15 protein-coding genes are annotated in these 23,672 nt (G+C 59.8%); 9 read left to right on the forward strand and 6 right to left on the reverse strand.

Annotated features, from left to right (window positions below):
* The 6 genes from tssM to ACO08A_RS26425 form a co-directional block, all read right to left on the reverse strand.
* Positions 1 to 3,657 carry a type VI secretion system membrane subunit TssM gene (gene tssM / locus ACO08A_RS26400; RefSeq protein WP_422038814.1) on the reverse strand — a complete coding sequence of 1,219 codons (3,657 nt, stop codon included), beginning with the start codon at positions 3,655 to 3,657 and terminating at the stop codon, positions 1 to 3.
* Positions 3,658 to 3,696: 39 nt separating this feature from the next.
* Entirely contained in the window at positions 3,697 to 5,340 is a 1,644-nt protein-coding gene (gene icmH, locus ACO08A_RS26405) for a type IVB secretion system protein IcmH/DotU (RefSeq protein WP_422038815.1), read from the reverse strand.
* Complete coding sequence (gene tssK, locus ACO08A_RS26410; protein ID WP_422038816.1) at positions 5,340 to 6,674, reverse strand: type VI secretion system baseplate subunit TssK; 1,335 nt, start codon at positions 6,672 to 6,674, stop codon at positions 5,340 to 5,342. The genes icmH and tssK overlap by 1 nt, the downstream gene beginning before the upstream one ends.
* A gap of 74 nt (positions 6,675 to 6,748) precedes the next feature.
* Positions 6,749 to 8,536, reverse strand: coding sequence for a type VI secretion system-associated FHA domain protein TagH (gene tagH, locus ACO08A_RS26415; protein WP_422038817.1), 1,788 nt, complete (start codon positions 8,534 to 8,536; stop codon positions 6,749 to 6,751).
* Between the two features lie 22 nt (positions 8,537 to 8,558).
* Positions 8,559 to 9,149 (reverse strand): DUF6931 family protein, encoded by a 591-nt coding sequence (locus ACO08A_RS26420; protein ID WP_422038818.1) that lies wholly within the window; start codon positions 9,147 to 9,149, stop codon positions 8,559 to 8,561.
* 45 nt (positions 9,150 to 9,194) lie between these two features.
* Positions 9,195 to 11,021 carry a type VI secretion system Vgr family protein gene (locus ACO08A_RS26425; RefSeq protein WP_422038819.1) on the reverse strand — a complete coding sequence of 609 codons (1,827 nt, stop codon included), beginning with the start codon at positions 11,019 to 11,021 and terminating at the stop codon, positions 9,195 to 9,197.
* Between the two features lie 386 nt (positions 11,022 to 11,407).
* On the opposite strand from ACO08A_RS26425, the gene ACO08A_RS26430 reads away from it, so the two are divergent.
* The 9 genes from ACO08A_RS26430 to tssH all read left to right on the forward strand — a co-directional run bounded on the left by ACO08A_RS26430 (position 11,408) and on the right by tssH (position 23,598).
* Positions 11,408 to 12,127: an OmpA family protein gene (locus ACO08A_RS26430; RefSeq protein ID WP_422038820.1), complete on the forward strand. Its 720-nt coding sequence runs from the start codon at positions 11,408 to 11,410 to the stop codon at positions 12,125 to 12,127.
* A 68-nt stretch (positions 12,128 to 12,195) separates the two neighbouring features.
* Complete coding sequence (locus ACO08A_RS26435; protein ID WP_422038821.1) at positions 12,196 to 13,482, forward strand: ImpA family type VI secretion system protein; 1,287 nt, start codon at positions 12,196 to 12,198, stop codon at positions 13,480 to 13,482.
* 278 nt (positions 13,483 to 13,760) lie between these two features.
* Positions 13,761 to 14,315, forward strand: a complete 555-nt coding sequence (tssB, locus tag ACO08A_RS26440; protein ID WP_422038822.1) for a type VI secretion system contractile sheath small subunit — start codon at positions 13,761 to 13,763, stop codon at positions 14,313 to 14,315.
* Positions 14,316 to 15,839: a type VI secretion system contractile sheath large subunit gene (tssC, locus tag ACO08A_RS26445; protein ID WP_422038823.1), complete on the forward strand. Its 1,524-nt coding sequence runs from the start codon at positions 14,316 to 14,318 to the stop codon at positions 15,837 to 15,839.
* 201 nt (positions 15,840 to 16,040) lie between these two features.
* The gene (locus ACO08A_RS26450; RefSeq protein WP_422038824.1) at positions 16,041 to 16,529 is read left to right on the forward strand and encodes an Hcp family type VI secretion system effector; all 489 of its coding nucleotides are present in this window, start codon (positions 16,041 to 16,043) and stop codon (positions 16,527 to 16,529) included.
* A gap of 134 nt (positions 16,530 to 16,663) precedes the next feature.
* On the forward strand, positions 16,664 to 17,215 hold the full coding sequence (gene tssE / locus ACO08A_RS26455) for a type VI secretion system baseplate subunit TssE (RefSeq protein WP_422038825.1): 552 nt from the start codon (positions 16,664 to 16,666) through the stop codon (positions 17,213 to 17,215).
* The gene (gene tssF / locus ACO08A_RS26460; protein WP_422038826.1) at positions 17,212 to 19,209 is read left to right on the forward strand and encodes a type VI secretion system baseplate subunit TssF; all 1,998 of its coding nucleotides are present in this window, start codon (positions 17,212 to 17,214) and stop codon (positions 19,207 to 19,209) included. The genes tssE and tssF overlap by 4 nt, the downstream gene beginning before the upstream one ends.
* Positions 19,206 to 20,762 (forward strand): type VI secretion system baseplate subunit TssG, encoded by a 1,557-nt coding sequence (tssG, locus tag ACO08A_RS26465; RefSeq protein WP_422038827.1) that lies wholly within the window; start codon positions 19,206 to 19,208, stop codon positions 20,760 to 20,762. Before tssF ends, tssG begins: the two co-directional genes overlap by 4 nt.
* Before the next feature lie 25 nt (positions 20,763 to 20,787).
* The gene (tssH, locus tag ACO08A_RS26470; RefSeq protein WP_422038828.1) at positions 20,788 to 23,598 is read left to right on the forward strand and encodes a type VI secretion system ATPase TssH; all 2,811 of its coding nucleotides are present in this window, start codon (positions 20,788 to 20,790) and stop codon (positions 23,596 to 23,598) included.
* The last annotated feature ends 74 nt before the right edge of the window (positions 23,599 to 23,672 follow it).

Raw genomic sequence — 23,672 nt, forward strand, 5'->3', positions numbered from 1 at the left:
TCAGAAACTCGTCGGACACTTGAAGTCGCCGACCGCCGACAGGAAGAACGGGTTCGGCTTGGTGCGAAGCGTGACCGTGAAAGCGACCTGGCGTCCGCCAAGCGTCTTGCGGATCACGAACTTGTTCTGTCCCGAGCTGACCCTGTTGGCCCTTATGAACCGGTAGAACGCCCAGTCTCCATGAACCTCCTGACGCGATCTGTAACCGGGTACTTCCGGCTGGATCACCAGAACGACGCGCGGTGTCGCGGTGTTGCTGGGCCAGTCAAAACTTGCCGGCAGAGGCTGAATGTCGGCATTGAAGCCCGGTCCGCGGGTGACCAGCACCAGGTTGCCGTTCACCTCAAGGCTTGCCGCGTCCGCCTGCTGCGACAGCGCGCGCGGCACCACCTGCAAGCCGATCGACGGGAAGGCATTTCCGGTCGGGAAAAACGCTTCCTTGATCAGGTCCGCCCGCTCGAACTGGCGCAGCGTGGCATTGGACAACCGGTCCGCCTGCGCCACCTCCGGCTTCCAGTTCCAGGGCCGTGACGACGTGTCCACGAGCGCCTTGAGGTTCTGATCGAAGAACTGCTGCATGATGCCCGCCGGGGAGAACAATTTCGCGAACTCGGTCATCGGCACTTCCGACCGCCCGTTCGTGAACGGATAGTTCCGCGCGACGATCCTCCGGCACTCATCGACCACCTGGGACTTGAGCTTCTCGTTCAGCTGCGTGATCGACGTTTCCTTGAACTCCTCGTCGAACTCCTTGGCAGCCTGCAGGATGAGCTGGTCAAAGGGTTTCGGGAACCGGGTCGCGTTGCTGCGGAGCAGCGAGGCCTGGATCTGCACGTTGGAGTTTGCCGTTTCGCTCTGGATCGGGTTGTTCGCAACTACAAGGAGATTGTCGAGAATGTTCTTGAAGTTGACCAGGAGTGCATCGATCTTGCGGCTGTTTTCGCCTTCGACCAGCACATGGTACGGCCGGAAGTGATCCTCGATGGCCTTGCCGGGAATGATCGCCGGCCCCCCGCCCCCGGTCGCCGCATTCAGGGCGTCCGCAACACTGCTGGGAGCAAGCGCCTTGATCCCGGCCTCCAGACCGATCCGCTTCAGGCCGCCGGCCCTGTCCAGAACATAGTACTGGAAGACCTTCTGACCGGCTTCCTTGCCTGCGTCCCCGGCATTGCCTCCACCAGCAAGCGCGCCGGAAGCGCCTTCCTGCGACAGGTCCTGCGTCAGGAGCGTTTCCCTGCGGATGCTTTCCAGAAGCTGGACGACCGGCGAGGTCGGCGCGGACACTGCCTGCAGCGTCGTGTAGAGCGGTTTGTCATTGCGCATCGACTTGAATTTCAGATTGCCGAGCGCTTCTTCCCAGGCCTCGATAAAGTCCTTGGTGTAAAGCGCGAGCACTTCGCCGGGCAACGACTGGTACTGGTCGGCAAAGGCATCGGCATCGCCGATCTCGCCGAACACCCATTTGTCGCGTTCAAGTTCCTCGCGAATGCCGGCCAGGTTGGGCAGCACGGAAAGGTGGAAGCCGGGATAGGTGTAGAAGCGGTCGACAAGAACCGTGTCGAGCGTATCGCCGTTCACCGTTTCGAACACGGTCTCCATATCCGGCCCACCGCGCTGCTCGGCGATCCAGTCCTCGCTTGCAATGCCCTTGGACCTTGACTTGAGCAGCGCGTAGCCGCGTTCGGCAAGGCTCACCCGCGCCAGTTCCCGCTGCACTTCCGCCACGAGGACGCCGTCCAGTTGGTCCGTCAGCACGTTGCCGCCGAAATCCAGATCCAGCATGGCCGCGATGTGGGAGTTCAGCTCATTGCGCAGAACCTCACCCTGAGGGCCCGGGAAGCTTTGCAGGAAATCGGCGCGGAACGAATTCTTGATTTGATCCTTGTCGATCTCCGGAGCGTCACCGGCGACCATCCGGTAGAGCTTGGTGAGATTGTAAAGCGTGTCGATGTCCTGGCCGCCGGGGCCCGTGCGATTGTCGAGAACGTCGGTCATCTGCTCTTCGATACGCAGCAGAAGACGCGGACGGAGCAGTCGTTCAAGGCCGCTGCGATAGGACGTGATCCCGGCCGCCTCCAGGCGTTCGCGCTGGCTCAGGCCGAGTTTTTCCATGAAGGGCGTCGGATCGTTCCGGCTGTCGTACCCGACCGGAAGACCCCGCAGGAGCGACAGGATGTAGACAGAATCGCGCAAGCTATCATCGCGCACGACCCTTTGATCAAGGACACCTTCCCCTTCCGCGCGCACCGTGGCGACCGCCTTTGCGGTTTCATCAATGAGCGACTTGTTGTTCAGGTAACTCATGGTCCAGAGACTGCCCAGACCAAGCGTCAGCAGCACGATCGCCGAATAGGCCGCGATCCGTGTGGCCGTCGCCATACGAACGGCCTGCCGGTTGTGCGTGACCCAGCCGGCTTCACCGATAATCACCTTGTTGACCAGGTCGCGGAGGAAATAGCTCTTGCCCTGCCCCGACAGCGCGGCTGCCTGATAGGAGGTTCCGAAGGCCTGGCTCATCGAACCGATCACCCGGTCAATCGCCGTTCCGGTCTGCGTTCCGGAGGTGAAATAGAAGCCGCGCAACACCGCGTTCGGGTAGTAGCGGCTGGGTTCGAAAATCGCGTTGAGGAACCCGGTAAGACGATCCTTGAGCGCAGCGATCTGGGTTGGGAACCCGTACAGCATCAGCCGCGCTCTCGGATCAGGCTCTTCCTGAAGCCGGTCGGCGAGTTCCTCGTTCAGGCGTTCGATCAGGAGATCGAACTCAGCCGGTGTTTCCGCGACCATGTTCTTGTTCTTTTCGCGGGTCTGGAATGTCGCGCCCCACACGAGGTTCCGCCTGCTTTCCGGATAGGAGCCGAAGAACTCCATGAAGCCTGCGACAGTGTCGGCCTTCGTGAAGATCACATAGACAGGGAAATCAATCTTCAGCGTCTTGTAGAGTTCGATCAGGCGCGCGCGAATGGCATCCGTGTGCTCTTTCAGCTCCGTGTCCGACAGGGTCATCAGGTCCTCGAGACTGATGGACACCATGACACCGTTGACCGGCTGGCGCGGCCGCGCCTTGCGCAGGATTTTCAGGAAGCCAAGCCATGCCTCGCTGTCATGCTCCTCATCGGAATCCTGGGTCGTGTAGCGTCCCGCCGTATCGATCAGAACGGCATTCTCGGCAAACCACCAATCGCAATAGCGGGTTCCGCCGAGACCTTCGATCTTCTGCGCTTCGCCCTTACCCCTGGAATTGGCGAACTTGAGCCCGGAATGCATCAAGGCCGTCGTCTTGCCGGCGCCCGGAGGGCCGATCATCAGATACCAGGGCAAGTCGTAGAGGTAGGTTCGCGTGTTGCCACTGGCCGTTTTCAGAGTCTTCAGCGCATCTTTCATGCGCTCCGACATGATTTGAAGGTCCTGTTCGCTGGCCTTGGGCTGAAGTATTTCCTGCTCCAGGGCGCGGTTCGCGGCGATGCGCTTGTAGATGCGGTAGCCGGTCCAACCGCCGATCGTCAGCAAGACGAGAGATACGAGAAGCAGGCGCACCCAAAGGGGCTCGAACGGACGCACGCCGGCAATCGCCAGGAACGGACCCCCGAACCAGATCAGAGCAATCAAGGCCAGAATGCCTATGATAATTGCCGTTATTCCGAGCCAGAATTTCATTGATAAGACCTTGTTTCTAACTTTGCCCCGGATTGACGTCTAGTTGTCGATGACCAGTCCCTTGGCCGGAGGTTTCAGGAACACCTCCACCCTGCGGTTGAGCGCCTTGCCGTCACGGCTGGTGTTGGGCGCGATGGGTTCTTCCGCGCCGCGGCCTTCCACTTCAACCCTGTCGGGTGTCTGCAACAGCGCCTGCATGACGGCCGCGACGGACTTTGCCCTTTCGACCGACAGGTGCCAGTTCGTCGGGAACCTTGGATTGTTGCGGATCGGATCGCTGTCCGTGTGCCCGACCACGAGAATTTCACCCTCGACCTGATCGAGGGTCTGGGCGACCTGTTCCACGAGCAGCTGGAATTCGGGACGCAACGTCGCTGCGGCCACGTCGAACTGCGCGCGCATCCGCAGCATGATGGCCGGACCTGCCTGCTGGATTTCCAATCCGTCGATGCCTGCAAGCTGTTCCGATATGGAATCGATCGGCGCATCCGCGGGCGGCGGCAGTGCCGGCGGCGGTTTGGGCTGGTATCCCTCGCGTGCAAGTTCGATCGGGCCGGTCGGGTAGAGCGCGCTGGACCGGCTTGCAATCACTTCGCTGCCGCTCGCCAGGAGAAGCATCAGGGTGACGTAGCCACCGAGCAGAAGTGCTCCGGCGACGGCCGCAACCGACCAGATCGGCACGGAAAATCCGGTGCGCTTCTGGATAAGTTCAAGCCCGCGCCAATGCGGTGACAGGTCGTCACCGGGGCGCGGCCGGACGCGCCTCAGGATCTCATGCAGATCCCTGCGCTCGCGTTCCAGCCCCTGCTGACCGCCCTGGATGGCCCGGTACTTGCCGTAAAATCCGAGGGACAGACAGGCGTGCATCACTTCCAGTACGCCGTAGTTCCGGCCGGGATCCTGTTTTGCCTTTTCCAGCACCTGATAGAACTCGACACCGCCGGTCGCCTGGCCGAAGAACTGGGTGAGCATGGAATATTGCGTCCACTGGTGCCTGCCCGAAGACGGCAGGTTCTGGACAATGTCGTCCGAGGTGGCGCAGAGCGCATACGCAGCCGACTGGATCTGGTCGTCCGTTATCCCGGCGCTGCGCAGGTCCTTCTCGAAGGTCTTGATCGCGTTGTAGACATCGCGCATGAGAGCGTCGAACTGCGCGTCCGTCATCGTCAGGTGCAGACGGCCAAGCAGCAGAAGCAGGGGCGCCGCTGCGCGTGATATCGGATTGCGGTTGGCGACCCGGATCTGGTTGATGTCCGGTGTCTGTGCAAGTTGCCCGGCGGGTTGCGCACCAGGAGCAGCGCCGGCAACAGGTGCCTGTTGCGGCGGTGGCGGTGGTGGCGGCGGAGATGGCGCCTGCGCGGGCGGCGGAGTCCTGATGTCAGGCGCTTTTTGCTGGCCGTATTCGTAACCGGCCGGCGTCGGTGCATATGGATCCTGGCCCGCGCCGCCGCCGCCCTGCCAGGGGTCCGGCGCGCCGCCAGGCTGCGGACCGGGAGGTGGCGGGGGCGGAGCTGCCTGGCCCGGTGCCGGTGCCGGGGCAGCGGGCGGCGGAGGTGGCGCAGGCGGCTGACCGGCCGGTGCACCCGGCTGGGATGTCTCGCTCCAGCGCCCTCCGGGGTTTGGACGGACGATCGTTTTTCCCTTGCGCTTGGAAACGCCGAAGGGATCGTCGTTGTCCGACATCAGCGGCCCTCCCGAATTGCATAGAACTCAAGCTGCAGGTCGGGCCAGTTCCCCGAGAACTGAAGTCCGATCGCCGAATCCTGACTGAATTCGCGCCAGAGCGGTGTCGACTTGTCGAGCCTGAAATAAACCCTGTCCGTCAGCGCGCGAATTTGCGCCGGCGGAACGGGCATGTGGATCAAGGGGATACCCGGCAGGTTCGAATAGACGATCTGGCGCATCTGGCTGAACGGACCGACCTTGAACAGCCGGGGGAATTCGGTCTGGATTTCGGTCAGCGGGCGGCGCGCGGCCACTTCGATCACGAAGTTTGCCTGAGAGAAAAGGTTGCGGTCGACGATCGTCGACTTGAAGGCGTTCGGCGCGAGCTGTTCCAGCGGCAGGCGGATCGCGCGGCGATCGTAACCAGCTGACAGAAAGGCCTGGATGTCCGCCAGGACCGGTTTGAAGATGTCGTGCAGCTTGTCGTGATCGTAGACAGGATAGTTGCGCGCCCGGCGCTCCTCGGTGGCGAAGGTCGCAAGTTCGCCGGCAAGCTGAAGGAACTCCGAATAAAGACGTTCAGGGTGAACATAGGCCGACTTGCGCAAATGCATGAGCTGCGGATGAAGCCGATTGAGCATCTGCAAGGTCAGGTAATCGAAATTCTGCAGACCGCCGCCTGCAGAGGTGTCGGCTGCGTAGCGTGCCAGTTCGCTCAGTTTCCGCTCGACCCAGCCGATGACAGAATCGATCCAGCCGGTCACGACCGGATGCACGTGACACGCCAGTACAGGCGGTGCAAACGTTCCGTCGGTGATGACGATGCGATCCTTGATCTCCGTGATCCTGGCGACCGGGAGGCAGACATGACCGGGGTGCGGTGTGGAGCGGATCGAATACGTCAGCCGTGGATGAGCAACATCGATTTCCTCTTCCTGCCGGATCGCCGACGTTGAATCGATGATGGTCTCGCGGCCCTGCATATAGCGCGTCGCGGCGTCTTCGCGCCCGTCCGCAACCTCGACGGCATTGACAGTGGTTTCGGGAATGCCGAGCCAGACGATCTGTCCGGCGGCGTCCTCGGGAACATCTATGGCAGGTGGCGGCGTGCCGTCGGCGGGGAAATTGAAGACGGTTCCATCAGGGAATATCCCGCGACCGAAGCGCAGGGCAAACCGGCACTGCTGGCCGACATCCTGATCGATCTCGATGTCGGAAAAGCCCCAGGGATAGGGAGAGGCAAGCCTGACGCGTTCATCCAGCAGGTGCTCCGCATAGCGGTCGCTCTGCTGAAGATGATGCGGCCTCAGAAACAGGCCTTCGGTCCATGCAACCTTGCTATACCATGACATTAAGGCACTGCTCCCTTACCTTGATGACGCCGATGCGCCCCTGACACCCGAACGCCTCAAAATTGCTGTTCGTCCTATTGCTCTGACTCATCGTTTGAAAATTCTTCGTAGCTTTCTGTAAAGTACTGCGTGAACACGCCAACGACACCGTCGTCATATGCACCTGTCAGCGACGTCCAGCGCTCCTGAAGCCGCTCCCACATCTTTGCCTTCTGGTTTCCAAATGTGCTCTTGGCGACCTGCCCTTCTTCCTCCACCGCCTTGGGCGAGAGCGTCTCATCGAACCGGGCGGCAGCCTTCTGCATGGCGGCGTATGTCCAGACGTGATGCTTCTGGATATCCTTGAACGCTTCCGACATTGCCTTCGGCAACGGTAGGTAGCCGGTTTCCTCAACATTCTGCGCGAGCATCGTCTGAAGCGCCATCTGCGGGGTCGGCGAGAATTTAAGTGCGTTGTTGCCGCTCCGGCTGATCAAGGTCCGGTTGGCATTCCGGGTCATGGCCTTGACCTTGCTGCGCGCCTGCAGCAGGCCCATGACATCGCTGGTGATGCCGTTCAGGATCGAGCCGACTTCACGCGCGAACGCCTCGGGATCGCGGTCCGCCAGAACGCTTTCGGGAATACCGGCACCTTCCGCGAATGCTTTCAAAATGTCGGGCCCGGGACCAGCCTCAGTCCTTGCCGGTGCAGCCTCGGCCGGTGCGGGCTCCGGCGCAGATGTCTGTGCTTCGGCCTCCACTTCTGGTGCGGCAGCCGTCTGCGGCGGTTCAGCAACCTCAACCGGCGCTTCAGCCGCCACTTCAGGAGCGGTTTCCACCTGGACAGGCTCGGCTGCCGGAACACTCTCCGGAAAGGGAGAGGCAGCGGCGGCGTCCTGTTCGGAATGAGCGGACGCATCCGGTGCCTCGGGAAAAACGCTGCCGGGCAACTCGGCGGAACCTTCGACGGGAAGGATCTCCTGCGCCGATTCGGCTTCGAGGGCCGGCATCTTGAACAGGGGCTCCGGTGTCCCCTGCTCTGCCGCTTCCGGAGCAGCCGACGGAAACGAGGCTGCGGGACCGGGTCCCGCAGATGGTGCGGCCGGCGCCTGAACGGGCTCGGTAGGAACAGGCGCTGGCGGAACTGGCGGAACAGGCGGTTGCATGCTTGGCTGGGCGGCAAGATGGTCGAGCGGATCCGCCTGAGCCGGCCGGACCGGTTCTGATTCCGGCTGCCTTGACTGCGGATCGTAAAGCGCCGGATCCGCGCTCCCCCATCCGTGGCCCTGCTGGCTCCAGACATCATCTGCAGGCGTGCCGATCCCGGGCGCCTGAGACGGCGGCGCGTGGCGCCCTTCCATGTCGGTCGAGGCCGGTGCGTCCCATGGACTGCCCGTCTCCTGGGCCGGGTAATGAGGTGTTGCCGCGGGCTGCGCCGCAGGCCACTGCGGTGAAGCGGGCGCGGCCGGAGCCTGTGCAGGCGACTGCCATTGCGCCGGCCCGGATGGGTATGAGGGTTCGGCACCTGCGGGTGCGCCGCCTGAAAAGCCGGCACCGGAACCTTCTCCGGCATCGAGTGTGACGGCGACGATGTAATCGCCGATCATCAGCCGATCGCCGGAGCGCAGGGCGTGGGCCTTGTCCATGCGATTCGGACTGCCGTTCAAAAACGTACCGTTGGTCGAAACGTCGTAAAGAACGAAGTTTCCGCCTTCGAACCGAACCTCGCAATGCTTTCCGGAAATCACACGCTGCGGGTCCGGCAGGCTCCAGTCCAGATGCTCGTGACGGCCGATGTCGAATCCCCGGTCAGCGCAGGAATAGGATACCTGCCCTCCGGTTTCGAGCCTGTCCACGTTTTCGATCTGGAGCGTAATCCGCATGCCCACTGGTCCCCCGATCACTTCAGACTGCCGCTTGCTGCTTTGCAAGAACAACAGGCATTGACCCACCTTCCGCGAAGGAAATTCCCGCGGTGATACAATCCGCAATCGCTTCCTCACGTACGCCAGGTCCGAGCGCTCCAACAGCGAGTTGCACAGCGCCATTGGCGCAAACTGCAGTCAGATGCGGGAGCGTGTCCACGCGAAATTCGGGATTTGGAGAGATGGACCCGCCTGACAGGCTTGCGGCGCGGCCAATCCAAAGCGAAGGGCCTTCGCCTTTGAACTCGTCCACGGCCGCCTGCACTGACAGGCGCGCCTCCTCGTCCTCGTCTTGAACCCATGCCGTGACCAGCTCCAGCATACTCAGATCTTCTGCTGTCTTGTTCTGATCAAGACCCGTCACGCAGCGCAACCCCCACCAGACGGCCTCCCGTTTCGGCAGGACATGCGCGAAAAAAAGGATTGCCGCATAGGGGTCTTCCCCTTTCAGGATCTCCAGCGTGTAGTCCTGAGGAGAGATGTCTCCTGCAGGCGGCTCCAATTCCTCTTGCAGATCCGGATACGTCTGAAAAACCTGAATTGCGCTTGTAAACCGGATACGAGATCCCATTTCCGTCACTCCGTCTGCGATCCTGCTCAATGCCACTGCGTCGCGTCAGTTAATGAGCACCAAACCGCCCTTGATCGTATTGAAGGCTTGTCCCTCGACAGTCGTGAACAGTCCTTTTGCATCCAGTTGCATCTGGCCGTGGATCTTAACCTGCAACGCTTTTATTTCTATGCCCATGGGGGTCATGACGATCTTGCTTGAGCCACACTTGAACTCGATCTTCATTCCCGCCTTGACTTTCCAGGTCTGACCTATTGTTTCCGTCACGTTGACGCCGACCTTCTCGGTCCGGTTGCCATCGATCTTGGTCGTGCGATCGTTCTTGACATGGAGATCGTCGTTGTTCTCGACGACGGTTTCCATGTCCTTTTGCGCGTGAATGCCAACTTTTTCCTGGTTCTTCGAATCGTCCATGACGAACTCGTTGTAACCGCCGCCGCCAACGGTCGAATCAGTCTTAATGCCTGATTTGTTCTTCTCGCCCGGCAACGGATAAGGCGGCATGTTGTCCGCATTATACACCGTTCCGATCACGATTGGCTGGTCCGGGTCGCCTTCCAGAAACTGGATGATGACTTCCTGGTCGACGCGGGGAATGTACATGCCGCCCCAGTTCTTGCCGGAAACGACCTGGGCCACGCGCACACGGCGCGACTGCGTCTTGTCCCGGTCCCAGTGGAACTCGACCATGATCTGACCGTACTCGTCGACATCGATCTCGCCGTCTCCGACGACCTTGGCCGTCTGCGGCCCCGGAATGCGCGGCTTGGGCGTGTTGGCCGGGGTTCTGAACGGAATATCGGAAGAAAGGACATCATACGTGCCCGTATAGGCCTCACCCTGAGCACCCGCATCGACCGAGCGATAGCTCTCGGCGATGATCTGGTGGCTCGCGCGGATGATGAGATATTCCTTGTTCTGCGGCTGGTGCGGATGATCCTTCAGCGTGAAGAGCCCACCTGCGTAAAAGCGCGGCACCTCACCGGCAGCCTCGACGCGGTTGTCACCGGCTTGCTCCGCCTGCAGACGGATGTCGCTGTATTTCGTACCCTTGTCCTTCTCCGTGTAGCGGCCCGGGTAATCGTACTTTTCCAGCGACCCGGCGCGGTACGACGATCCGGCATCCTTGTCCGCTTCCAGCGAAGCACTCGGTTTTTCGAAATCATAGTCGTTGATGGCAAATTTTCCGGTGCGAAATGCGCGGCCGCCCACCCAGTGATAAAGATGTTCTTCGTCGCGCTGGCTGTCTCCCCCCAAGTCGATGAAAGGAATGTTCGGATCACCTTCGATCGGACTGTAGGATGACTTGGCATCGGCGAGAATCATCGTGTGCTTGCCGTCCTTGTGCTCGAAGCAATAGGAAATGCCGAATTCCTCCATGATGCGGCAGCAGAAATCATAGTCCGATTCCCTGTACTGGACGCAGTAGTGAATCGGATCGTAACTCTCCGTCAGCTTGTTCTCGAAATCGGCAAAGTCATGTTCGCCGAGAACTTCCGCGATAATGTCCGGCGCCGACTTGTCCTTGAACATCCTGCAGTTGGAATTCTTGGTCAGAAGCCAGAACCATGGACGCAGGGTGAGTTTGTAACGGTAATAGCCATCCCTGTGACCGAGCCATTGGGCATTGGTGAGAAGCCCGTCGAAATACCGGGTATCACCGTTATTGGTCTTGACCTTTACCGTCATGTGGGTGGCAAGAGCCTGATCGAAATCCAGGTCTTCCTCCTGGCTCACGACATCCAGGCGAATATCGAATTCGTCGCTCAATCCCTCGTCGCATTCAAGCTTTACCAAGGAGAGCACATCATCGCCAAACACCGACTTGAGTTCGGCCATCCGATCGGTTTGTCTGAGTTGTCCAGTGGCCACGGAAGTCTCCTTAAAAAACTGCGGTTAAATACGGCTGCCGGTCACAGGCATCTGCACCTACATTTATGACGAATCTGACGAAACCGATGTGCTAGGGAACACAGTTATTGCAAAAATTTAAACACCGAATTCAAAAATTACCAAGAGTTGTTTGGCACTAAACCCGGCAATCAAGAAGACTCGAGAAAAATCACATTAGACTGTTAACTATCTCACGAATATCTCACGCTTTCCTCCTCTTGCTTATTCCCCACAAATCGACATACTGACATCAAAACGTACTTTAGTGACTTGCACCACATTAATATTTTCAGGTTATGGCACGATATATTTCAACATCCACTGCGAGTTCGCTCGCGCAAGCTCCGAAAGGGAGGATTGAGATCGTGACCCATCGCCAAATCGTCTCAGGCGTGTGCAATGTGAAAGTCAAAGCCGCTTCGTTCAAACCACGTTCCGTGCTGGCCGCCACACTGCTTTCGCTGACGGTTGCCGCAACGGGATTTGCTTCCGGGACTGCCTTTGCCCAGGACGCGACCTATTCGGCCGACGAAGTCAGCAAACACTTCAAGCAGCTCAAGACCCGGTCGCTGAAACCGACCGGTGCGACGCGCGCGCTTTGCATCGGCACCCGGGATGAATGCAATCCCAACGCCGCCAAGGGAGAAGGCGGCCAGGTGGCCGTGAAGCCTGAAAACGCAGAAGGCCAGACCAGTGAGACCGCGAGCACGGACACGCTCGTCGTTGATCCGGAAACAAAGGCCATCGATGCCGGTTTCAATCTCCTCGTTTCGTTCGAATACGCCTCGGCGCGCCTCAGCCCGTCCGCGCGAGCGAATCTGAAAGAGTTCGCCAAGGGCATTGCCGACCCGGAACTTGCCAGTGCGGTCTTTGTCATTGAAGGCCACACCGACGGCATCGGTTCGCTCAACTACAACCAGCGCCTTTCCGAGGACCGGGCTCAGGCCGTGACCGAATATCTGGTTTCGCTCGGCGTCGGCAGGAACAGGCTGAAGACGGTCGGTTACGGAAAGACGCGCCCGAAAGTCGCGGACGTCAATGATCCGGCCAACAGACGTGTCGAAAGCAAGCTGGTTTTCGAATAACGCCTGATGCGGCGGCTGCCCTGCCGGGGTCTTTCCGGCAGGGTTTTTGAAGTGGGGCACACAGATCTATGAATTTCGATCCGGAGAAATATGGCGTCGAAATCTCTCCCGGCGCCGGATGCGGACCCGACCTCTACGACACGGAACCGGCCTTCGCGGCGCTGATGGACTCCTGCGAGGAGATGCTGCCGGAACGGTTCTCCGATTTCGATCGTTCCGAAATCGAGTTTTCCGACATCTACAAGCAGATGGAGGGCTTTCTCAAGCAGTCCAGGGATATCCGGCTGCTGGTGATGCTCGGACAATTTTCACTTCTGAGTGGCCAGCTTCAACAATTTGCCGACTCTGTCCGGATCTTGCGAAAGCTGCTCGACGCGCATTGGGATGAGGTTCACCCGATGGACGCCGATTTCGGTTTCATGGAGCGCATCGGCGCGCTGGAATCTTTAAACAGCCGTCCGACCGTCATCCTGCCGCTTGAAGCCGCTCCCCTTCTGAAGACGCGCCGGAGCGGCCCTATCAGTTTCCGTGCCATCAAGATTGCGACCGGAGACATTCCGGCACGCGAAGACGAACATACCATTTCACTCGGTGCTATCGAGGCGGCCCTGACATCCGGCGAACTTGAACAGGACGATATCGAACAGGTTCTCAAGGATCTCTCCGAACTCCCTGACGAACTTCGTGGCATCTCGGAAACTTGTGCTGAAAAACTCAAGGCTGCTGACGCCAAGGCGTCGGCGCCGGACTACGACGCCCTGGTCACACTCCTCACTGACATCAACACCGAACTGAATATTCGCCTCGGTCGCATGTCGGCAGAAGACGCCGATTCGCCCAAATCAGACAGCGAAGAACCGAGCCAGTCGTCGAGCGCCGGCGCTGGAACGACGTCCAACCTGGAAATCAGAAATGCGGCGCAGGCAAAGCTGATTCTCGATGCCGTTGAGGACTATTTCTCGGTACGCGAGCCGTCTCATCCAGCCCTGTTCCTGGTACGCGAGGCACGAGGGCTGGTCGGCAAGTCCTATCTCGATGCGCTGAAAATACTCATGCCCAGGAGATTCGATGAAGTCGCACTGCTGCTCGGCGCAAGCGGACTTCAGCTTTCCAATGACCGGCTGCTCGAACTCAACGAAGGCGAAGACCGGGAACTCGGCGACATCGACGACTTTTCCGTGCTGGTCATCGAGAACCGGGCAGACGCGATAACCGGGATCGGAGCCGTCAAGGGCTACTATTCCGCAAACGAGCCAACCAGCCCGATTCCCATGCTGCTGGAAGAAGCCCAGAACATGAGTTCAGGATCGTTCACCGGTCTCCTGAACCTGTTTCTGCGCCCTGAAGAGGAGTGAGGCGGACATGGTCATCTTGCGGCAAAAATCCTTTATTTCCCTAGAGTTCCCACACTTGTCCTTGACTCAACGACGCAACGGGTTCTCAATATTTGGGGAAATTTTTCAAAGCGACACACATGTGACTGCCGTCACTTCAATTCTACGGCAAACGCAGTAAATATAAGTTCATCAGACGCGATGAACAGCAAGCAACGTCGCTACCGATTCTACGCTCTACAGGCATTTGACAATATTCGATTTAATTTCTGAGGTCAGAAACACGAAAGGCAAGTAAAATGGCATCAAATAGCGGGCAAGGCTTTATCAAGCGTAACAGACCTCCGAGGGTGCACATCTTCTATGAAGATCCGTTCGATGCGGAACAGAAGGTCGAGCTGCCGTTCGTGATGGGGATCATGGCTGACCTTTCCGGCGACAGCCCCGGCGTCGAAAAGGAAGATGTCGACGAGCGCAAGTTCCTGGATATCGACATGGACAATTTCACCAAGCGCATGGAAGCCATCGAGCCGGGAACCTCCTTCACCGTCGAAGACAAGCTGTCGGGTGAAGAGAACACCAAGATGAGCGTCCAGCTGAAGTTCAAGAGCATGGACGATTTCACGCCGGGCAAAGTTGCAGAACAGGTGCCGGCGCTCAAAAAGCTTCTTGATGCGCGCAACAGCCTTGCCGCTCTGCGCACCATGATGGACGGCCGGGTTCAGGCGATCAGCCAGCTTGAGGAACTGACCCGCGATCCGGCCCTGATGCAGGCCCTTGCTCAGAAGATGGAAGCCGAAACCGCCGCTTCAAAGGGCGACGGTGCCGATGACGGGGACAAAGAGGAGGCATAAATGAGCAACACCGACACAAGCGCTCAAACGAGTGGCGCGGCTGCCGCGGAAGCTGCAGGTGAAAAAAGTCCTGAGGAATTCGCTTCCATCCTGAAGCAGAACTTCCGCATCAAGAGCGAAAACGAAACCGCCAATGAACTTGTCGACAACGCGATGTCGACCTTCCTTGCGGAGGCTCTGTCCGACCAGGCACTCATCAAGGACGACGTCTACGACACGATCGACGAGATGATTGCGAAACTCGACGAGAAGCTGACGTCGCAGGTTAACGAAATCATTCACGCGCCCTCGTTCCAGAAGCTGGAAAGCGCATGGCGCGGCATTGATTACCTGGTCCACAATTCGGAGACCGACGCGTCCCTGAAACTGCAGTTCCTGAATATTTCCAAGCGGGAACTCGCCGGGGTGTTCAAGAGCTATCGTGGTGCCAAGTGGGATCAGAGCCCGTTGTTCAAGCAGATCTACGAAGCTGAATTCGGTCAGCTCGGCGGTCAGCCTTACGGATGCCTGGTCGGTGACTATGAATTCGGTTATGAGCCGCAGGACATCACCGTGTTGCGCGGCATGGCGAAAATTTCCTCCGCAGCGCACGCTCCGTTCCTGGCGGCAGCCGATCCGCAGCTCATGCAGATGGAAAGCTGGACGGAACTTCCGACGAAGCGCGACCTGTCCAAGGTGTTCGACACGGAAATTCATGCCCAGTGGCGCACGCTTCGCGAATCCGAAGACGCCCGCTACCTCGGTCTGTCCCTGCCACGCGTGCTGGCTCGTCAGCCCTATGGCGCGAAGTCCGACCCGGTCGAGGAATTCGCCTTTGAGGAAGAATTCGGTGAGGACAGCCACGACAACTATGCATGGATGAACTCGGCCTACGCGATGGCGACCAACATCAACCGTGCCTACAAGGAGTACGGCTGGACGGTTCGCATCCGCGGCGTGGAAAGCGGCGGCCTTGTTGAAGACCTGCCGACCCACGTCTTCGAAACCGACGACGGCGGCGTGGACCAGAAGTGTCCGGCTGAAATCGCGATCTCCGATCGCCGCGAACATGAAATTTCGCGCCTTGGCCTGATCCCGCTGATCCACCGCAAGAACACCGACCAGGCAGCCTTCCTTGGTGCGCAGTCGGTCTTCAAGCCCCGTCAGTTCTCCGGTCCGGACGGAAAGGATGCAACGGCTTCGGACAATCTGTCCGCACGGCTGCCCTACATGTTCGCGACCACACGTTTCGCCCATTACCTGAAGGTCATGGTGCGCAACAAGATCGGTTCGACCAAGGAAGCGCCGCAACTGCAGCGCTGGCTGAATGACTGGATCATGGACTACGTCGATGGTGATCCGAACAATTCGACAGAGGAAACCAAGGCGCGCAAGCCGCTCCGCGAGGCAAAGGTGACCATCATTCCGGACGAAGAAAACCCCGGCTACTACAGAGCCCAGTTCTTCCTGCGTCCGCACTATCAGCTTGAAGGCATGGATATCGGTATGAGCCTTGCCTCTCGCATTCCGCAAGACGGAAACTGATCGACAAGACTGCCATTCGGGCGCCAACCCGTCCGAATGGCCTGCATCCGAAAAGGTGCAACCCGGGACAACCGGGTGGAGGTCTAAACGAGACGCGTAAGCTCTCAGGGGTTCGGGCCGGAAGGTCTGAGTTAGATGCAAGTATTGGAAACCCAGCGCCGGATGAAATGACCGGCCTGAACAAATAAAGGATTAAACAAAATGGCTCAGTCTGATTGCTTTATTAAAATTGATGGTATCGAAGGTGAGTCTCAGGACAAGACTCACAAGAACGAAATTGACATCCTGTCCTGGTCGTGGGGCGCGTCCCAGTCCGGCACCACCCACATGGGTTCCGGTTCTGGCGGCGGTAAGGCACACTTCCAGGATATGAACCTGGTGATGTATATCGGCAAGGAATTCACGGCCCTGCTGAACCACCTTTCGACCGGCAAACACATTGGCAAGGCCGTGCTGTGTTGCCGCAAGGCTTCTGGTGACAACCCGCTCGAGTACCTGAAGATCGAGATGAAAGATCTTATCATCTCGAGCCTTTCCACCGGCGGCAGCGGAGCAGAAGACCGGGTCACCTACAACTGCTCGATCAACTTCGGTGAATACAAGGTGATGTACACCGAACAGAAGCCGGACGGCTCCAAGGGTGCAACACCGGAGTTCGCCTGGGATATCGCAGCGAACGAAAAGAAGTAAGGCATTTGCCGAAACGGCTGCCACCCAAACAGGTGGCAGCCGTTCTTTTTGGGGCGAAGATCTGAAAATGAAGGCGCATCGCGTTTTCCGCCTCCTGGAATACCTTGACAGCAGCTACCTCCCGGGCATTGCCGATGGCAAAATCAACTGTGAAGATTCACGCGCCTTTGATGTGGGCCTTCCGTGCCATGGACGACCCGGAGTACAGGGCTGCGCAGGAACGCCAGAAAGAAGAGGGCAAGGGCAAGAACCTCAAGTCCGGACGGCGACTTTCCAGAAGCTACGGCGTCACGGAGCACACGCTTCTGTCGGAGGTGCGCCGCGATCTTCAGGCCCTGCTGAATACCGTCAATCTCAATTCCACGCAGGACCTTTCCGATTTTCCCGAGGTCGAGAGTTCAATCCTGAACTATGGCCTTCCCGACCTTTCCGTTCATGTCGTCGACACCATCAAGATCGACCGGCTGGCAGACGACATCCGCGAGGCCCTCATTCGTTTCGAACCGCGCATGGACCCGCGCACGCTGCAGGTCATCCGGGACGACAGCATCGAGAGCGACACGTTCAAGGTGCGGTTTCTGATCAAGGCGGAAATACGATGCGATCCGGTCCGCATCGGAAGTGAATTCATTGCGGATGTCGACCCGGCATTCGGACGCATCAAGATCATCGGGGCGACTGCATGAACCGCGAATTTCTGGACCTCTACAATCAGGAACTCACCTATCTGCGTGAGCAGGGCGCTGCCTTTGCCGAATCCTACCCGGCCGTTGCCGAGCGACTGGGCGGGCTCCTGGAAGACCGGTCAGACCCGATGCTGTCCGGATTGCTGGAGGGCACCGCGTTCCTCGCAGCCCGGGTTCAGCTGAAGATGAAACACGAGTTTGCCGAGTTCACCTCCAACCTGTTCGAACAGCTCTATCCGTCAGCCCTTGCCCCCATCCCCTGCATGGTGCTGGCCCGCGTCACTCCCAAATATGGCGACGCGAACCTCAGGGCCGGGATCAAGGTAGACCGGCACGCTCCCATGGAAGCGGTCTTCCGGGAACGACAGGGAGAAGTCAGGTGCCGGTTCACGCTGTCTGCTCCGATCGTGCTTACCCCCCTCCAATTGACCGGCGCACGGTATCTGAGTTCCGCTGCCCAGGTGTCCGGGCTCGGGGCCGCGATGGCCGAAGACCGACGCGTGCGCGCGGGGCTTGCGATCAAGCTGACCCACCGGATGGCGGAAGACCCGGAACTTGAGGTCTCTGAAGAAGAAGCCCTGAAGAAGCCGGAATACCAGGTTGCCGGATGCCGCATCGATGAATTGCCGATACAGCTTGTCGGCCCGCTCGATCTGGCCGCGAAGGTTTACGAGCAGATTTTCGGTCATACGATCGCGGTCTACCTCAGAACCGAAGACGCGTTCGGACAGGCGACGCTTCAGCGCTTTCCGGTGGATGCGGTCACCCAGCTCGGTTTCGACGAGAACGACGCGTTGCTGCGCAACGACAGACGGCTTTTCGTCGGCTTCGACCACTTGCGGGACTACTTCAACTTTCCGCGCAGTTTCCTGGGATTCCGCCTGACGGGACTGCGGAAGTATCTTGACCGCGTGAATGCGAAGTCGTTCGAGGTCGTGTTCGTGTTCGATGAGGCGGATTCGCGCCTGCCCTCCCATGTCGAGGACAAGATCTTCGCGCTCCACACTGCGCCGGCAGTCAACCTGTTCGAACGCGCGACCGACCGGGTTCCGATCAAGAAGGGGCAGCACGAATTTGCCGTCATCACCGACCGGACCCGCCCGCTCGACTACGAAGTCCACGCCGTTACAGAGGTGAATGCCCATTTCTCCGGCGGTGAAAAGCGATCCGTGGAACCGCTCTACAGCGTCGCGCCCGACACGGAAAAAGCCGGTCACGAATGGTTCTACACGATCCGGCGCATGCCCCGCCGGCAGTCTTCCAGCGAGCTGAGAAGAATGCAGCCGAGTTCCTATATCGGAACGGAAACCTTCATCATGATTTCGAGCGGTGCGCAGGCTGCCGCGCTGCTGGAAACCGGAAACAAGCGCCTGGCGGAACTCTCCCTGAAGGTCATGGCTTCCAACCGGGCCCTGGCGGCGGAGCTTCCCGTCGGCAGCAACCCCGAGAAGTCGTCGATCGGTGACTTCCGCATCCTGGAAGACGTCAGCCTGAAGGTCGACTGCGTTGCAGGTCCGACGCAGCCGCGCCCGCCTCTCATATCCTATAACGAACGGCTCGGCGAAGAAGGACATGCCGGGGCGATTGCCTGGCGGCTGATCAACGTGCTGGCGCTCAACCATACCGGCCTTGTGCATGATGCCGCCGGGCAGGACGGCCGGTCCTTCAGGGACATCCTCAGCCTGTTCGCACCGCTCGCCGACAATGCCGCGGATCGCCAGGCCCAGTCGGTTCGATCCGTGTCGACGCGGCCCGTCGTGCGGCGGCTGCAGCAAAAGTCCGGAACCGGCGTGGCGCGGGGACTGGAAGTCACGATCACGCTTGACGACAAGGCATTCGAAGGCGCCAGTGCGTTTCTCATGGGGGCCGTGCTTGATCGCTTCATTGCCGAATATGCGTCCATCAACCATTTCACCCAGTGCGTGATCGCCACCACGGAACGCGGCGTCATCATGAGATGGCCTCCCAGGATCGGAGCACAAGGGATCCTATGAGCGACGCTGACGACGACGACCAGAAGACGAAAGTCGTTCCGAAGGGCAAGAAGCCGGCCGCCGACAAGACGATCGTGCAGGTGGCTGCTGCCCCTTCCGTCTGGCCGGACAGCCCTTCAGAGCCTGAGGAAACGCCTTCGCATGAAAGCGGCGAAGTCGCCGAGCTTTCACAAGAGGCGCTCCAAACCGAACCGGACACCGCGCTGTTCACGGAAGAAGAAATCCAGTCCGACACGATCATATCGCACACGATCGAGACGCCTTCTTCTCTGGAGCCAGGTGTCGAACAGGCGGAAGAAAACCAGACGGAAGAACTTGTTGCGGAGGCGGAGGAGCAGCCGTCACAAGAGGACTTGAAAGATCCGGAAGAAGAAGACCCGGAACCTGTCGAGGAAGCCAGGATAGAAGTTCCGGTGCAACAGCAATTCGCATCCTTGCTGGCCGCACTCAGCGACCGTGTGCAGAAACACCCGGGTGGCCACGATCTCCTGGCGGTGCTGCGCATGCTGGAGGGTCAGACGGGACCAGGCGGCGCGCAGTCCGGCATGGGGCCGAAGAAGCTCGACGAACCAGCCCCTCCCCGCATCGGCAAGAGCCGACGGACAATGGAAGACATCGTCCGGTTCGGGCAGGATCCGACCGGTGAATTCGCGACGTCGACGATTGAACGCGCCACCCGCGATGCGGATGATGGTCTTGTTCTGCTTGAAAAGTTCCTGGGCTTCCTGGGACCGCATGGAGCGCTGCCTTCGGCATATACCGACGAAGCCATCGTGCGCGGCCTGCAGGGCGACGACAGTTTCCCGCGATTCCTGGATGTCTTCAACAACCGCTTCGTTCAACTGTTTTTCCGAGCCTGGGCCGATGCGCGCCCGATTGTACAGCACGACCGCCCGGACGATGACCGCTTCCTGTCCTATCTCGGGTCGAGCATTGGTATCGGCAGCCCAATCTACCGGGATTTGGATGGGATCGACGACCGGATCAAACTGCTGTTCGCGGGCCTCACCTCCACGAAGGTCAAGAGCGCCGCACGATTGAAAGCCCTGATCACCGGTGTGTTTGGCGTTGAAGTCGAGATTGACCAGTGCGTGGGCACGTGGCTGCACCTTGACCCCGATGACCAGCTCAGTATTGGCGGTCTGGGGCCCGGTGGCGGCGGACAGCTGGGCATGGATACGATCGTCGGCTCCAAGGTCTACAGCGTCAGCGACAAGGTCCGGATCCGGATCTTCACAAGTTCGCTTGACGAATATCGCAAGTTTTTGCCGCCAACGCGGACACGGCCCAATCCCTGGACCGAGCAGCTTTTCGATCTCATCGATTTTTATCTCGGACTGGAGATCGAGTACGAAATCGAACTTGCGCTTCCGAAGAGATGCGCCTCTTCCGTCCGCATGGACAGCACCAGTTCCGCAACGCTCGGCCATATCGGTTGGCTGAAGCCTGTTGACGCTGCTCCGGCGGAGGACGACGCACTCGACGACGAAGAAGAAATGTTGACCGATACCCGGTTCCGGCCGGTTCGTCGGCATACCACCGTTTATCAATAGGTCTCCAATTTGAAAGGCCGGTGCCATGAGTGACATTCTGGTTGAAACAGTTGCCAACAAACTCACGACAGTCAGCTACGACTGTCTCGAAAAAGCCATGCGGCTCACCAAAAGTTCCGGTCACCGGCACCTGGAAATCCTTCATTGGCTCTATTATCTCGCACGCGACGAGAACACCGATTTCGTCCATATTCTGCGGCACTTCGGCATTGATGTCGGCGACGTCCACGGTGACCTCCAGAAGGCGATCGCGGACCTGAAGATCAATCAGACCGAACTTCCGTCGATGGCGACGCCCTTCCAGGAAGCACTTGAACGGGCGTGGTTCGAAGGAACGCTGCGCTACGGCGACTACAAGATCCGGTCCGCCTATGTGCTTATCGCGGCCATGGGCGACAAGACGACGTGGCGGCAGTTCCGCAGTTATTCGCCGGCGCTCGAGGGGCTGAACCGTGATGTGCTCACGCGCGACCTCGACAAGATCGCCGGATCTTCAAGCGAAGTCGGCGCGCGTCCGATCGACGGCTCCGGTCCGAAAGCCGCAGCGGCTCCCGGCGGAGAACCCGCGGAAACCGCACCGGGCAGCGGCGTCGGCGAGGATGCCCTTTCCCAGTTCACGGTCGACTTCACCGCCCGGGCGCGCGCGGAGGAATTCGATCCGATCGTCGGCCGGGACGAAGAAATCCGTCAGGTCATCGATGTCCTGATGCGCCGCCGACAGAACAACCCGATCCTCACCGGTGAGGCAGGTGTCGGCAAGACAGCGATCGTCGAGGGGTTCGCCCAAAAGATCGTCGCCGGCGATGTTCCCCCTGCCCTGCTCGGGACGCGCCTGTGCGCGCTTGACCTCGGTCTGCTGCAAGCCGGCGCGTCGATGAAAGGCGAATTCGAAAAGCGGCTGCGCGCCGTCATCGACGCCGTGCATGCCTCCATCGTGCCGACGATCCTCTTCATCGATGAGGCGCATACGCTGATCGGCGCCGGGGGCGCGGCGGGCACGGGCGATGCCGCCAACCTGCTCAAGCCGGCGCTCGCGCGCGGGACGCTGCGCACGGTCGCGGCCACGACATGGTCGGAGTACCGCCAGCATTTCGAAAAGGACCCTGCCCTCACGCGGCGTTTCCAGCCGGTCCAGGTCGATGAGCCGGATGAGGAAAAGTGTTTCGCGATGGTGCGCGGCCTGCTCGGCCCCATGGAAGAACACCACCAGGTGCGCATCCTGGACAGTGCCGTCAAGTCCGCGGTTTCGCTTTCCCATCGCTACATCCCGGCGCGGCAATTGCCGGACAAGGCGGTCAGCGTTCTGGACACGGCTTCGGCACGGGTGAACATTTCGCAGGCGGCGCAGCCTGCCAAGCTGTCCGACCTCGTGGCCAAGAAGGGTTTCCTGGAAACCGAGAAAAGTGCGCTAACGAACGACACCGAACTCGGCCTGGAGCATCAGGAGCAGCTGGATGCGCTGAACGAGGCCATTGAGGCGACCGAAGGCGACATCGAGAAGGTCAGGGAGGAATGGGAGCGCGAGCGCGGGCTTGTGGCGGCGATCCGCCGTCTGAACGCTGCCCTGTCGCAGCTCAAGGGCGGAGATCCCGCCCCTCATCCGGAAAGCGCGGAAATCGAGGATCCCGAGCATGACGGGCCGGCACTTGTCTCGATCGACGACATCGAACTTGATCTCGATGTCGACCTGGAAGACGAAGACGCCATTCGCACCGCCCTGCACGAGAAACGCGCGGAACTCGCCAAGATTCCCGAAGACGAGCGCATGGTCTATGCGTATGTCGATGACGAAGCTGTCGCGAGCATCATTTCGGACTGGACGGGCATTCCGGTCGGCCGGATGGTGCAGGACGAGATGGCAACCATCCTCAACCTGACGGACAGCCTGAACAAGCGCGTGATCGGCCAGGCCCACGGCCTCGCCATGATCGCGAAACGGATCGAGACCAGCCGCGCCCAGCTGGGCAATCCGGACAAGCCGATCGGTGTTTTCATGCTGTGCGGCCCTTCGGGCGTCGGCAAGACGGAGACCGCGCTCGCACTCGCCGAAACGCTCTACGGCGGCGAGGACAGCCTGATCACCATCAACATGTCGGAGTTCCAGGAAGCACACTCCGTCTCCGGCCTGAAGGGTGCTCCCCCGGGCTACGTCGGATATGGCGAAGGCGGGCGTCTGACGGAAGCGGTCCGCCGCAAACCCTATTCGGTCGTGCTTCTCGACGAAGTGGAAAAGGCGCACCCGGACGTCCATGAAATCTTCTTCCAGGTCTTCGACAAGGGCTGGATGGAAGACGGCATGGGCCGCAAGATCGACTTCCGCAACACGCTGATCCTGCTGACATCGAATGTCGGCACGGAAACGATCATGAATGCGGCAAGCCACATGCTGGACGCCCCGGTCTCGAGTGACCCGGATCTGGCAGCCACCGATCCGAATGCGCCCGACGCCGAACAACTGGCGGAAGCCTTGCGACCTGCGCTTCTGGACGTGTTTCCCCCGGCACTGCTCGGCCGGATCGTGACGATCCCCTATTATCCGTTGTCACCGTCCATGCTCGGCTTCATCATCCGCCTGCAGCTCAACCGCATCGTCAAGCGCGTGAAGCAGAACCGGGATGCGGAGCTGACATTCGGGGACGATGTCATCGCGCACATCGTATCGCTGTGCCGCGATCCGGACAGTGGTGGACGGATGATCGACAACATCCTGACGAACGACCTCCTGCCCAAGCTCTCCAGGGCGTTCCTGACCGCTCAGATGAACGGAGAGGAACTTACTTCCGTGGCGATCACGGCGGGTGAAGACGGTCTGGAGATCGCGGCAGGCGACGCCTAACACGCCCCTAAGCGTATGTGGCGGTGCTCCGGCACCGCCATTTTTTCGCGTTCACATGCGGGATCTGCTGCTCA

Origin of the sequence: Roseibium sp., assembly GCF_965232425.1 — a bacterium.
In the GTDB taxonomy this organism is placed as follows: Bacteria; Pseudomonadota; Alphaproteobacteria; order Rhizobiales; family Stappiaceae; genus Roseibium.

Excerpts from the sequence above, each read along its gene's own strand:
- ACO08A_RS26450 (WP_422038824.1), top strand. The coding sequence starts at position 16,041 with ATGGCTCAGTCTGATTGCTTTATTAAAATTGATGGTATCGAAGGTGAG.
- ACO08A_RS26420 (WP_422038818.1), bottom strand. The coding sequence starts at position 9,149 with ATGGGATCTCGTATCCGGTTTACAAGCGCAATTCAGGTTTTTCAGACG.
- tssM (WP_422038814.1), bottom strand. The coding sequence starts at position 3,657 with ATGAAATTCTGGCTCGGAATAACGGCAATTATCATAGGCATTCTGGCC.
- tssB (WP_422038822.1), top strand. The coding sequence starts at position 13,761 with ATGGCATCAAATAGCGGGCAAGGCTTTATCAAGCGTAACAGACCTCCG.
- tssC (WP_422038823.1), top strand. The coding sequence starts at position 14,316 with ATGAGCAACACCGACACAAGCGCTCAAACGAGTGGCGCGGCTGCCGCG.
- icmH (WP_422038815.1), bottom strand. The coding sequence starts at position 5,340 with ATGTCGGACAACGACGATCCCTTCGGCGTTTCCAAGCGCAAGGGAAAA.
- tagH (WP_422038817.1), bottom strand. The coding sequence starts at position 8,536 with ATGCGGATTACGCTCCAGATCGAAAACGTGGACAGGCTCGAAACCGGA.
- tssK (WP_422038816.1), bottom strand. The coding sequence starts at position 6,674 with ATGTCATGGTATAGCAAGGTTGCATGGACCGAAGGCCTGTTTCTGAGG.
- ACO08A_RS26435 (WP_422038821.1), top strand. The coding sequence starts at position 12,196 with ATGAATTTCGATCCGGAGAAATATGGCGTCGAAATCTCTCCCGGCGCC.
- tssE (WP_422038825.1), top strand. The coding sequence starts at position 16,664 with ATGGCAAAATCAACTGTGAAGATTCACGCGCCTTTGATGTGGGCCTTC.
- tssF (WP_422038826.1), top strand. The coding sequence starts at position 17,212 with ATGAACCGCGAATTTCTGGACCTCTACAATCAGGAACTCACCTATCTG.
- tssG (WP_422038827.1), top strand. The coding sequence starts at position 19,206 with ATGAGCGACGCTGACGACGACGACCAGAAGACGAAAGTCGTTCCGAAG.
- tssH (WP_422038828.1), top strand. The coding sequence starts at position 20,788 with ATGAGTGACATTCTGGTTGAAACAGTTGCCAACAAACTCACGACAGTC.